Origin of the sequence: Dehalobacter sp. DCA, from assembly GCF_000305775.1 — a bacterium.
GTDB lineage: Bacteria > Bacillota > Desulfitobacteriia > Desulfitobacteriales > Syntrophobotulaceae > Dehalobacter > Dehalobacter alkaniphilus.
This window is the reverse complement of sequence record NC_018866.1, coordinates 2,666,807-2,679,089: the sequence shown is the minus strand read 5'-3', so window position 1 is coordinate 2,679,089 and position 12,283 is coordinate 2,666,807. Positions and strand designations below refer to the sequence as shown.

The 12,283-nt window shown below is 47.1% G+C and carries 10 protein-coding genes and 1 riboswitch; of the genes, 4 read left to right on the top strand and 6 right to left on the bottom strand.

What is annotated here, in order from left to right; translation table 11 throughout:
- Window positions 1–10: 10 nt before the first annotated feature.
- From DHBDCA_RS12910 to DHBDCA_RS12885, 6 genes are all read right to left on the bottom strand, one after another.
- Complete coding sequence (locus DHBDCA_RS12910) at window positions 11–1,207, bottom strand: adenosylcobinamide amidohydrolase (protein ID WP_015044670.1); 1,197 nt, start codon at window positions 1,205–1,207, stop codon at window positions 11–13.
- A gap of 1 nt (window position 1,208) precedes the next feature.
- Window positions 1,209–2,480: a heme ABC transporter ATP-binding protein gene (locus DHBDCA_RS12905; RefSeq protein ID WP_015044669.1), complete on the bottom strand. Its 1,272-nt coding sequence runs from the start codon at window positions 2,478–2,480 to the stop codon at window positions 1,209–1,211.
- Window positions 2,481–3,530: a FecCD family ABC transporter permease gene (locus DHBDCA_RS12900; RefSeq protein ID WP_015044668.1), complete on the bottom strand. Its 1,050-nt coding sequence runs from the start codon at window positions 3,528–3,530 to the stop codon at window positions 2,481–2,483.
- A gap of 14 nt (window positions 3,531–3,544) precedes the next feature.
- The gene (locus DHBDCA_RS12895) at window positions 3,545–4,462 is read right to left on the bottom strand and encodes an ABC transporter substrate-binding protein (RefSeq protein ID WP_015044667.1); all 918 of its coding nucleotides are present in this window, start codon (window positions 4,460–4,462) and stop codon (window positions 3,545–3,547) included.
- A 118-nt stretch (window positions 4,463–4,580) separates the two neighbouring features.
- Window positions 4,581–4,757: riboswitch (cobalamin riboswitch) on the bottom strand.
- Window positions 4,758–4,802: 45 nt separating this feature from the next.
- The gene (locus tag DHBDCA_RS15075) at window positions 4,803–4,967 is read right to left on the bottom strand and encodes a hypothetical protein (protein WP_015044666.1); all 165 of its coding nucleotides are present in this window, start codon (window positions 4,965–4,967) and stop codon (window positions 4,803–4,805) included.
- Between the two features lie 23 nt (window positions 4,968–4,990).
- Window positions 4,991–5,854, bottom strand: a complete 864-nt coding sequence (locus DHBDCA_RS12885; RefSeq protein WP_015044665.1) for an SPFH domain-containing protein — start codon at window positions 5,852–5,854, stop codon at window positions 4,991–4,993.
- Window positions 5,855–6,054: 200 nt separating this feature from the next.
- Between DHBDCA_RS12885 and lonB the strand changes: the two genes are divergently transcribed.
- The 4 genes from lonB to DHBDCA_RS12865 all read left to right on the top strand — a co-directional run bounded on the left by lonB (window position 6,055) and on the right by DHBDCA_RS12865 (window position 12,262).
- Complete coding sequence (gene lonB, locus DHBDCA_RS12880) at window positions 6,055–7,800, top strand: ATP-dependent protease LonB (protein WP_015044664.1); 1,746 nt, start codon at window positions 6,055–6,057, stop codon at window positions 7,798–7,800.
- A gap of 38 nt (window positions 7,801–7,838) precedes the next feature.
- Complete coding sequence (lon, locus tag DHBDCA_RS12875) at window positions 7,839–10,223, top strand: endopeptidase La (protein ID WP_015044663.1); 2,385 nt, start codon at window positions 7,839–7,841, stop codon at window positions 10,221–10,223.
- A gap of 279 nt (window positions 10,224–10,502) precedes the next feature.
- Window positions 10,503–11,114 (top strand): ribosome biogenesis GTP-binding protein YihA/YsxC, encoded by a 612-nt coding sequence (gene yihA, locus DHBDCA_RS12870; RefSeq protein ID WP_015044662.1) that lies wholly within the window; start codon window positions 10,503–10,505, stop codon window positions 11,112–11,114.
- A gap of 158 nt (window positions 11,115–11,272) precedes the next feature.
- Entirely contained in the window at window positions 11,273–12,262 is a 990-nt protein-coding gene (locus DHBDCA_RS12865; RefSeq protein WP_015044661.1) for a sodium:calcium antiporter, read from the top strand.
- Window positions 12,263–12,283 lie beyond the last annotated feature (21 nt).

Here is a 12,283-nt window from a genome sequence, read left to right as displayed (position 1 = left end):
GGATACTGTTCTAGTCGATCTTCGCTGCAGCAATGATCCTTACTGTTAGCACTGCAAAGCAATGGGACATTTCCAGTATGGCATCGTCAATGGAGCTGCAGAAAATTAAGAAATCATTCAAAGGATCATGCAGGAAATCCTCCGGTAAATCATAACTTCTCTTGAGACGTTCAATGATGATTTTGCCTTCGGAGGCAGCCTGGGCAGGTGATAATAACTGCCAGTCCAATTGATCCATCAGATGGGCATAGAGCGTAGTGAGGACCACCAGTTCCTCTTCGCGTTCTATCTTTATTAACCTGTTCAGGAACTTTTGCTTATCCAGCGATCCTAGTTTTCTCGATTCCGCTTGATTCGGAACTCCCGTTCGAGACGTAGATCCTTGACATTCCAGGACACCGATGCCCTTCTGGTATTCCTGCCAGAGGGTTTCTTCATTGATACCGAATCTTTTCAGGCGGTTCAACAGACTGAATTGGTATTCCGGACAAAGACCGGTCTGCAGGAAAAGAGCCTCTTTCAAAGCCTGTTTGACGGTAATTCCAATCAGTTCTCCCAATTTGCTGTGTTTGCCGGCATAGAAAAGCCGGGAGCCAGACTTGCTGTTGCAGATGATGACCGTCCCGTCTGTGCCTGATCCTGTGGCGATGCCTCTGGAATAACAGCTGCCGGCCATAAGCTCCTGCAGGGCAGCCGTTTTGGCTTCTGTACAGGTCACAAGTGCTCGGGTCAGGGTCTCTTCCGGAAGATCGGCATTGATATACAGCAGAATATTAATCGTTCCAGCCGGAATGTTTACCGTTTCCCCCTGCCGTTCATGGAAGAAAGCTGGATCACCGATCCGGCCGCCGTTCATTTCGACGCCGCCGGTTACCACTGCGGTGACGGTCAGATCTTCGTAGCTTGCAGTCTGAATGGTCACATTGTTCATGGCAGCGGCCGTTAGCAGGCCTGCGGAGGCTTCAGGATCAAGACCCAATTCCGTGGCAATCAACTTCATATGTTCCTCATAGACGGCTGGAGTGATGTCACATGTTAAGCCCATTCCGGAATTAATATCGTGGTTAAAAACAAATTTCAGGTTTTCACGGTAGCCGCCGTTCAAATGGGCGGTACTCAGAACCTTGCGGTCGTCCTTGAAAGAAATAATGATACTGTCTTTATAGCGCTCAACGGTATCACCTGTTTCGTAAGTCCACAGAAGCAAATCATTTTCCTCCGATCCTACCTAATAGTTCCCGGATGCTTTCGAACTTCTCTGCACCATGCTGTAACATGCCGGTGAGAAGGCTGTCAGCTTTGCCACCGGTAAAATCTCCTGTGTAATCCCACTGTTCCGATTCAGGTTCCACAATCATTACTTTTTTGTTTTTAAGGTGTAAAGCCGCTGAAACTTGTTCTAAATTGACGATGTTCCCGTACCCGAAAGGGACAGACAAAACAATGATCAAGTCCGCTTCGTTTAGAAGGTCTTCGTTCATGTTAAACGCTTCGGCGGAGATGGGGGCAAAAGGAGCTTCTTCTGATACGGCAATGCCAAGCTCTTTGGCTTTTTTCCAGTCCGAATCTCCAACATTCAGGACGCCGCAGCTCACCTGATAACCGGCTTGAACCAACTGTTCCATCAGATAGACACCGCTTCCGCCGCCGCAGAGTAAATGGATACGTACATCCCTGGCAGCCTCACTTCGGTCCTTCTTTTTACTTAACGGAATAATATTAAAGCGTCCGGTGATTTCATTCGTAGTAATCGCAACTTCGATATGGTAGCTGTCCCGGATCTTCCGGGCGGTCAGCACTTCAACAGGACTGCCATAAGCCACAATTCTGCCTTTATCGAGAAGAATGATTTTATGGCTGAACTGGGCAGCAAGGTTAAGATCGTGCAAAACAGTAATCACGGTCAGGCCTTTGGTCTTATTCAAACGATCCAGAAGCTCCAGTAATTCGTATTGGTGCTGGATATCTAAATGAGAGGTGGGTTCATCAAGCAGCAGCACTTTGGGTTCCTGAGTTAAGGCTCTCGCCACAATGACCCTTTGCCGCTCGCCTCCGCTTAGTTCGTTCACAGAACGGTCCCTCAAATGCCAAACGTTTGTCAGTTCCATCGCCCATTGAGCAATCTCCATATCCTTTTCAGAATCGCCCTCAAATCTCTTTTGATGGGGCATTCTGCCCATCAGTACCGTCTCCATGACAGAAAAAGCAAAATCCCCTCCGGTATCCTGGGGGACCACTGCAATCGTTTTGGCAAGATCTTTTTTCCTAATCTTAAAAATATTCTGATCATCGAGCAGGACAACTCCCTTTTGGGGAGTAATTTCTGCGGTAATATTTTTCAGCAGGGTAGACTTGCCGGACCCGTTGGGGCCGATGATGGACACAAAACTGCCCTTGCTGATTTCCAGACTTAAGTCTTCCAGAATATTTTTACTGCCATAGGCGAATGTAAGGTTGCTGGCGATGATTGAAGAATCCACTTATATTACTCTCTCTTTCTTTTTCTTCAGCAGATAGATGAAGAAGGGTCCGCCAAAAAGCGCAGTGATGACACCAACAGGGATTTCCTGTGAACCCAGGCATGTCCTGGCAATCGTATCGGTAATCACCAAAAAGGTCCCACCCACCAGAAAGGAGAGTGGAAGCAGGACCCGGTGATCCGGACCAACCATAATCCTGACAATATGTGGAACGATTAGTCCGACAAAACCAATGGAGCCGCAGGATGCCACGGCTCCCGCTGTTGTCAGGGAGGTGGCCATCAGCAGAATGATTTGCAGTTTCCCAAGATTGATGCCAAGATGCTGGGCGGTACTGTCGCCAAATACCATCGCATTCATTTCCTTTGCTAAAGCGAATAAGACAATCACGCCAATAATGATAAACGGTGCGGCAAGTTGGATATGCTCCCAGCTCTTGTTGGCAAAACTGCCCATGAGCCATAGATAAATTTTATCGATATCATCCGTATTCAAAACCATCAGAAAAGACATGACTGCTGACAGAAACGCACTGAGTGCGACCCCTGCCAGCAGCAGTGTCGTGACAACGACTTTTTTCCCGACTTTGGCTAGGGAGTAGACGATCCAGGTTGTCAGAAAAGCACCGATAAAACTGAAAACAGGAATTTCGATCATGCCCAGGAGACCGCCTGCTCCGGTAATGATGGCGACCGTCGCACCCAAACCTGCTCCGGAGGATACACCCATTACGTAAGGATCGGCCATCGGGTTTTTAAAAAAACCCTGCAGGGTACCTCCGATGACGCCCAGAGCTCCGCCAACCAAAGCTGCCAGAATGATCCTCGGAACACGCAGAGACCAGATAATCGTTTGATGGACATGGGGATAGTCTTCGGCATGAAACCAGTGATTCAATAAAGGTACTTTGCTCATGATAATTCCGGCGCTCTCTTTAAACGAAATATCTGCTGAGCCAACCGTTGTGCAAAAAATGCCCACAGCAATCAAAAACAAGGTGAAGCAGATCAGCAGGTACTTCCAACTTTTCCGGTTTTTTAAAACATCCATGATTAATAGCACCGTTAATTTCCAAAAATTTCAGGATGAATAATTTTTGCGATTTGCTCCAGACCGTCAATGACTCTTGGGCCTGAGCGGCTGATTAGGTTGTCGTCGACTGCATATACCTTGTTGTCTTTCACCGCACTTAAGACTTCATAGCCGGTCCTGTTTTGAATATCAGCTGGGGTATGGGCATGAGTATTGATGATGTAATAATTTGGATCGGCTTGGAGCAGACTTTCCATGCTGTAATTATAAAATTTTTCAGTATTGCCGGCAGCAATATTGACGCCTCCGGCAACTTCGATAAGGTTATTGACAAAACTGGTTGAACCGGCCGACATCAGAGGATCGTCCCAAATTTCCACAAATACAGTCGGTTTGGCGACGTCTTTGAGTTTGGAGGTTATATTTGTCATTCTGGTTCTCATATCTGCAGTGACTTTCTTGGCTTCTGCTTCCTTACCGGTCAGAGAACCGGCCAATTCGATATTGCTGATAACCTGATCGATCGTATCGGCGTCGAGTACAACAACCGTCACCTTCAGCTCTTCAAGCTTCTTGATGACATCTTCCTGCACGCCGGCGGCAATAAAGACCATATCGGGCTCGGCAGCGACAATCGTTTCCAGATTCGGGTTCTTAAATCCGCCCATTTTTTCTTTAGTCAACGCTTGCTCGGGATAATCACAGTAATCGGTTACACCGATAATTTCCTGATCAAGGCCAATGGCAAAAAGTATTTCAGTAATAGCAGGGGCTAAAGAAATAATTTTCTGGGGGTACGCGTCAAGGGTGATCTGTCTGCCCATCGTGTCTGTAAATGTTTTTCCCTTCAAGGCTTGCTCATTTTGCGATGAACAGCCTGTGGCCAGCCCAAGGGCCAGGGTAAGCACCAGGGGCAGAATCAACAGCAGTGCAATTGGTTTCTTCTTCATAATCATTTCTCCTTTGTTTCGATTCATTTTAATAAAACAAAATAAAAGTCTCTTATATTCTAAGAGACTTTCCCATTCTAAGTCATTTAATCATTGAAGGAAGTGTTCTTACCATTACATCATCTTCCCAATCCTAGGCAGGTCTCCTGGCTTACGGGTCATTCTCCTCCCGGCCTTCCCAGATCATATCCAGTGGCATTCGGAATTCGTCTCCGCATACAGTGGTGGGTCCGCGCCGGTTTCCCGGTCTTCCCTATTATCCTTATCCTGAGGCACCTGGGATTAATCATTCATTTCTCATTTCCCTACGCTAACAATATTGCATAGAAGGCACTTTTTGTCAATCTGATTTTTTTTTAGGAATCCTTCCGGCTTTTCGGACGCTTTCCCGCAGGAGATATTCAATGTGAGCGTTGACGCTCCGGAATTCGTCGGACGCCCATTCTTCAATAATGCTGAATAGCCTTGGATCGATACGCAGCGGAAAGTTCTTCTTGTCTGCCATTATCCTGCTCCTGCCGACGTTCTTTAATATAGGGTGCCGGTATTGAGTACTGGCTGGGCTGAACGGTCGGAGACAATTGCCACAAGTAGATTGTTGATCATTGCCATCTTGCGTTCGTCGTCAAGTTCAATTGTCCCGCTGTTTTCCAACTGCTGAATGGCCATCTGGGCCATTCCGACAGCACCTTCCACAATTTTCTGACGGGCAGCCAGGATTGCGTTGGCCTGTTGCCTCTGAAGCATAGCGCTTGCAATCTCGGTGGCATAGGCCAGGTGGGTCAGGCGGGCTTCAATTACTTCCACGCCGGCAAGTGTAAGGCGCTCCTGAAGTTCCTTCGCAATTTCTTCGGCTACTTCCTCGGTGTTGCCCCTTAAGGAAACGTCACCTTCTTCATAATTGTCATAAGGATATTTAGTTGCAACATGGCGCAATGCTGTCTCACTTTGGATTTCTACAAACTGTTCATAATTGTCCACATCAAATACAGCTTTAGCAGAGTCCACCACTTTGATCACGACAACCGCAGCAATTTCAATCGGATTGCCGTCGACATCATTGACTTTCAAACGCTCACTGTTGAAGTTGCGGACTTTTAGGGAAATCTTTTTTGCGGCAACGAACGGAACCGTCATCCAGATACCGGGTTCGCGGATACTGCCAATATAGCTGCCGAAAAATGTCAGTACTTTGGCTTGATTCGGCTGGATAACCTGGATGCCGGTTGAGACAATCAGTGCCAGAAGAAGCAGAACCACTGCCAGTACGATATTCGTGAATCCTGTTTCTTGGACTGAGGCGACAATATTAAATGTTGCAGCAGCTAAAAGGGCTAAAAAAATGAGAATGCCTAAGAACCCGTTAATTTTCCATACTTTTTTTTCGATCATAGTTTACCATCCTTTCTTGGAGAAAAATCCAGTCTGATCGAACTGGATCAAACAGCTGGATCATACATTTAATTGATATGATAATGATATCACTTTAATATAATTAATGCAACTGGTTCTGCGGGCGATTTTGGCAATATGTTTTGAATCTTCTGATCTGGTAAATACTACATAGAGAGTCTTGAGCAGGAGGTACAAGAATGGAAGGTTTAGGGTTTGGGTCACTACTGGCGATGATTCAGCTGGCTTTTGTCTTGGTTGTCGGGATTTATTTCTGGACGATGTTAAGGCAGCAGTACTCGACGAGATCTGCTGTGGAGAAGGAGTCCGTGAAACAAAAAGAAAAGCTGCAAAGAATGCGTAAAATATCTTTGACGATCCCACTGTCGGAAAAGACCAGACCGGAAGTCTTTGCGGAGATCATTGGACAAAAAGAAGGCGTGAAAGCACTTCGGGCTGCTTTGTGCGGGCCGAATCCCCAGCATGTCCTGCTGTACGGGCCTCCGGGCGTCGGTAAAACAGCCGCAGCCAGGCTTGTCCTTCAAGAAGCTATGAAAAATTCGCTCTCACCGTTTAAAAGTGAGGCAAAATTTATTGAAATTGACGGTACGACAGCCAGATTCGATGAGAGAGGGATCGCTGACCCGTTGATTGGTTCTGTCCATGATCCGATTTATCAGGGAGCTGGCGCCATGGGGATGGCGGGAATACCGCAGCCTAAGATGGGTGCAGTCACCAAAGCCCACGGTGGGATTCTTTTTATTGATGAAATTGGTGAACTTCACACTATCCAAATTAATAAACTGCTTAAAGTGATGGAGGACCGCAAGGTTATTCTGGAAAGCTCGTACTACAGCTCTGAGGACAGCAATGTCCCTGAGCACATCCACGATATTTTCCAAAACGGCTTGCCGGCAGATTTTAGAATGATCGGTGCGACGACCAGAAGACCGGAGGAAATACCAGCGGCAGTACGCTCACGCTGTATGGAAATTTTCTTCAGGGCGCTTCAGCCGGAGGAAATTGCAGTCATCGCCAAAAACGCTGCCGAAAAAATTGATATAGAGATCACAGACAGAGCATTGGAAGTTCTTGAAAAATACGCCACGAACGGCAGAGAAGCTGTCAATATCGTGCAGCTGGCAGCCGGAGTCGTTCAAAATGAAGGTCATTGCTGTATCGATGAGGAGAACATCGAATGGGTGGTTACGACCGGACAATACACGCCAAGGCCGGAGAAAAAAATTCCGCCTTTCCCCCAGATAGGATTGGTCAACGGCCTAGCAATCTACGGAGCGAACCTTGGCATGCTCCTGGAAATCGAGGTCACAGCCTACCCGGTCAGGAACCGTAAGGGAGAGCTCTATGTAACCGGAATTGTTGAAGAGGAAGAATCAGGTTATGAGGGTAAAAAAACGCGCCGGAAAAGTATGGCGCGCTCCTCACTAGAAAATGTTCTGACGGTGCTTTGCCGGGAGCATAGGATTGAACCGCGTCATTACGATATCCATGTCAATTTCCCTGGGGGAGTTCCAATGGATGGTCCGTCTGCAGGGACGGCAATGGCGACCGCAGTGTATTCAGCAATTAAGAAATGCAAGGTAGACAATACCGCAGCTATGACCGGGGAGTTATCGATCCGGGGCAGAGTAAAACCGGTTGGCGGGATCAGTGCCAAAATTGAGGCAGCCGTCCAGTCAGGGTGTAAAAAAGTATTTATTCCGCAGGAAAACTGGCAGGCCAGGTTTGCTCACTGGGAAAAGGACATCCAGATCATTCCGGTGGAAACGCTCGATGAGATATTGAATGCAGTACTGCAACCTGTTCTGCCGATCACCGACATGGTCGAAGTGGATTTGTCGGAAAAGGAGGTATCGCTGAATAAAGTGCTGAAAAGGATAAAAATTCCATCCGGCAATTTGCATGAACAAGGTAAACCGTGTTAAAATATAGCACTGACAAGTCTTTTGAGGGGAGATAAATTATGCAAGAAAGAGAGATACCGATCCTTCCGCTTAGAGGAATCCTTGTCTTTCCCTATATGGTGATTCATCTTGATGTTGGCAGGGAAAGATCCATGGCAGCCATTGAGGAAGCAATGCTCTTGGATCGCCAGATTCTTCTACTATCGCAAAAGGAAATGGAAATAGACAGCCCGACGATTGATGATCTGTATACAGTAGGCACAATTGTCGATATTAAACAGCTTTTGAGACTTCCCGGCGGGACAATGCGCGTTCTCGTCGAGGGGATCTGCCGTGCCGAGATCAAGGAATTTTTGGCGGAAGATCCTTTCTTTAAAGCGCAGGTAGAAAGATTCCCCGGTAATGAGCGTATGACCCCAGAACTGGAGAATATGACCAGAAGTCTGACCCACCAGTTTGAAGAATATGCGCGTCTCAGTAAAAAAGTATCCCCTGAAGCGATTGGATCGGTGCTTGCTGTAAAAGAGCCTGGTCGGATGGCTGATTTGGTGGCTTCCCACCTGAATTTAAAGATAGAAGATAAACAGGCGGTTCTTGGCGCGATTGATGTAAGCGAACGCCTGGAAAAGCTCACCGAACTGATCATGCGTGAAATCGAGATTCTTGAGCTGGAAAGACGCATTGGGCTCAGGGTACGAAAACAGATGGAAAAGGCCCAGAAAGAATATTACCTGCGGGAGCAGATTAAAGCGATCCAGAAAGAACTGGGCGACAAGGATGAAAAACAGGCTGAAATTGAAGAATATAAAGAGAAGATCGAAAAGGCGAATCTGACGGATGAGGCCAGGGAAAAGGCCTTGAAAGAACTGGACCGCCTCGAAAAAATGGCTGCATCTTCCGCTGAAGGAACCGTTGTCCGGACGTATATTGACTGGATCATCGCGCTTCCCTGGAATAAGGCGAGCAGGGACAAAGGGGATATGCATAAGGCTGAAAAAATATTGGAAGAAGACCACTATGGTCTGGAGAAAGTCAAGGAGCGGATCCTGGAGTATCTTTCTATCCGTAAACTCACGCCAAATATGCGCAGCCCGATACTTTGCTTTATCGGACCGCCCGGAGTAGGTAAAACCTCACTCGCGAAATCCATTGCGAGGTCTCTGGACCGCAAGTTCGTCAGAATGTCCCTGGGCGGCGTTCGCGATGAGGCGGAGATCAGGGGTCACCGCCGGACGTATATCGGCGCATTACCCGGCAGGGTGATTCAGGGGATACGCAAGGTGGAAACGAAAAATCCGGTCTTCCTATTTGATGAAATTGATAAAATGTCTTCAGACTTTCGCGGGGATCCTGCTTCTGCCATGCTTGAAGTGCTTGATCCGGAGCAGAACCATTCCTATGCGGATCACTATCTGGAGGTTCCATTTGATCTTTCCAAAGTGCTGTTTATCATGACAGCCAACTATATCGAAAATATTCCGCGTCCGCTTCTGGACAGGATGGAAGTCATTCATTTAAGCGGCTATACCGAAGATGAAAAAGTCAATATTGCGGTTCGGCACCTCGTACCGAAACAGATGAAAGTGCACGGGTTGAAAGAGATTGTTGTCCGGCTGGATAGCGCCTGCGTCCTGAAGATTGTCCGGGGTTATACCAGGGAATCCGGAGTCAGGAATTTGGAACGCGAAATTGCTAATGTGTTGCGTAAAGTAGCGGTCCGTGTTGTGAAAAAGGAATGGAAGCCGAGGACACTGACACCGGAAGATATTGAAACCCTGCTCGGAGCCCCCCGCTATTTTTACCGAACAGTGGGCTTCGAACCGGAGATCGGCGCTGCCGTCGGCCTGGCTTATACTGAAGTCGGAGGAGATGTACTGACCATTGAAGCTACGCCTCTGGCAGGCAAAGGAAGACTGACGCTGACGGGAAAACTCGGCGATGTGATGAAAGAATCGGCGCAGGCAGGATTGACATTTGTCCGTTCCCAGGCTGAAAGCTTGGGGATTAGCAAGGATTTTTACGATCAGCTTGATTTGCACATTCATGTGCCGGAGGGAGCTGTACCGAAGGACGGACCGTCCGCCGGCATCACGATGGCGACGGCAATGGCTTCGGCGCTTTCTTCCAGAGCTGTCCGGCAGGATGTCGCGATGACCGGAGAGATCACGCTACGCGGCAATGTGCTGCCGATTGGCGGGCTGAAGGAAAAGGTGCTGGCCGCACATAGGGCGGGGATCAAAACGATTATTCTTCCCGAAAAAAACCTGAAGGACCTGGAAGAAATTCCGGAAGAAATCAGGAAAGAACTGGAATTCCGTTTTGTCAAACGAATGGAGGAAGTTCTGGATATAGCCCTTCTTCCGGTTTCTAAATCACAAGAATTCCTGCCGCAGCTGCCGGTCTACAACACGGATTTTACGCAGCCTGAAAGCAGGCCGCTGTAAGCAGCTTAAATAATCTGCTGCTAAACAGGTTTCAGTCTTATATACTGGCAGACGGGAGACAGAGGGGCGTTTTAGTATCTTGTTTCAGAGGAAACAAAGAAAACGTCCCTCTGTGTTTTCCTTTGTTTTCTAACTCCTTAGTCGGTCTCCCGATGTATTTGTCTCCCTTGGATTAATCCCGATTTTGGAGTACAATATTAGCTGTTGATGTTTAAGGACATAGTTGGGACATAACATAGTTGGGATATTGTACTCACGATGTTCCGTTGAGGTGATAGTGTGATTTTTCGTAAAGCAGAATTTATGATTTCGGCAGTGAAGCCGCAGCAGTATCCTGAGGGAACAAGGCCGGAGCTGGCTGTCTCAGGCCGTTCCAATGTAGGAAAGTCTTCTTTGATCAATAAGCTTGTCAATCGGAAGGGGCTGGCCAAGGTTGGCAAAACGCCCGGCAAAACGCAGACGATCAATTTTTTTAATATTAATGATGAATGGTATCTTGTTGATTTACCGGGTTATGGCTATGCAAAAGTGTCTCAGGAGACCCGAATGCAGTGGGGGAAGATGATGCAGACGTACTTTCGTCTGCGTGAAAATTTGAAAGGCGTCATTCAGCTGGTTGATATTCGCCATCAGCCGACCGAGGAAGACAGGATGATGCTGGAAATGCTTAAGGTCAACAACATACCTGTTCTGGTGGTAGCGACAAAAGCAGATAAGATTGCGAGGGGGCAACGACCCAAATATCTCAAAATCATTGCGGAATCTTTCAAAATGTCGGACTGGAAGACGATTATTCCTTTTTCTTCAGAGGACGGTACCGGCCTTCAGGAGCTAAATCAGGCCATGGATGATATTATCTTTCCTGATGCGGAAGACAAGCCCGGAGAGTGATCCGGAAGAATAATCAATGGAGAAGAACAATAGATTTTGAAGAGTAATGCAAAATAAAACATAGAATAATTAAGATTTTTATGGAAAATAATAACATTAATAGCTTTGAATTAATAGTTTAAGAGAAATAGTTTATTGAGCTAAACGGGAGATAAAAAATGATCGATATAATTTTTTTGGTTGTCAGTCTGGGTATTATTCTTCTTGGTGCAGAAGTGTTTACAAACGGAATAGAGTGGCTTGGCAGGAAACTCAATTTGGGTGAAGGGGCTGTTGGCAGTATCTTTGCCGCGGTAGGAACCGCTTTGCCTGAAACATTGATTCCGATTCTCGCGATTCTAACCTCCAGCGGTGCAAGCGGGCATGACATTGGAATAGGGGCAATTTTAGGAGCGCCGTTTATGCTTGGAACACTTGCTTTTTTCGTCACAGGGATTGCTGTGCTGATTTTCCGAAGAACAAACAGACCGATGTATATTCATCCGGAAGTCATTGAGCGGGATCTGAAGTTTTTTCTGATTGTCTATTTACTCGCAATCGTTGCTTCCTTTTTACCGACACACTCTTTGAAAATGCTGATTGTGATTGTTCTTGTGGGGGCTTATTGTGCCTATGTTTACCGGACAATCAAATCAAGCCATGGTGAAGCGAATTTAGAAGAGGAACTTCCTGTGTGCTACTTTTCCCGCAGGGGGGAGCCTAAGCTGATTGTCGTATTCGTTCAGATTATAGCTGCGCTTGCAATTATCATTGCGGGTGCGGAACTGTTCATCAATTCTGTTCAGGCTGTATCGACGGCTGCCGGAATCTCAGTGTTCATCCTGGCAATTATCATTACGCCAATTGCAACTGAACTGCCGGAGAAATTCAACAGTGTTCTCTGGGTGCGTCGTGGTAAAGACACATTGGCCATGGGAAATATCACCGGAGCAATGGTCTTCCAGAGCTCGGTCATTCCGGCAATTGGCATTTCGCTGACCTCCTGGGTTCTGGAACCGCTGGCCCTGGTCAGTGCGCTGCTTGCCCTAGCCTCCGCATCCCTTCAGTATTTCATCATCGTCAAAACGAAAACCCTCTATCCTGCAATCCTGATGATTGGTGGGGTATTCTATGCGATCTTCCTATTCCTTTCCCTAAGAGCGATTTAATCCCGAATGGAAGATATCACA

Excerpts from the sequence above, each read along its gene's own strand:
- lon (WP_015044663.1), top strand. The coding sequence starts at position 7,839 with ATGCAAGAAAGAGAGATACCGATCCTTCCGCTTAGAGGAATCCTTGTC.
- DHBDCA_RS12900 (WP_015044668.1), bottom strand. The coding sequence starts at position 3,530 with ATGGATGTTTTAAAAAACCGGAAAAGTTGGAAGTACCTGCTGATCTGC.
- DHBDCA_RS12865 (WP_015044661.1), top strand. The coding sequence starts at position 11,273 with ATGATCGATATAATTTTTTTGGTTGTCAGTCTGGGTATTATTCTTCTT.
- DHBDCA_RS12895 (WP_015044667.1), bottom strand. The coding sequence starts at position 4,462 with ATGAAGAAGAAACCAATTGCACTGCTGTTGATTCTGCCCCTGGTGCTT.
- DHBDCA_RS12885 (WP_015044665.1), bottom strand. The coding sequence starts at position 5,854 with ATGATCGAAAAAAAAGTATGGAAAATTAACGGGTTCTTAGGCATTCTC.
- lonB (WP_015044664.1), top strand. The coding sequence starts at position 6,055 with ATGGAAGGTTTAGGGTTTGGGTCACTACTGGCGATGATTCAGCTGGCT.
- DHBDCA_RS15075 (WP_015044666.1), bottom strand. The coding sequence starts at position 4,967 with ATGGCAGACAAGAAGAACTTTCCGCTGCGTATCGATCCAAGGCTATTC.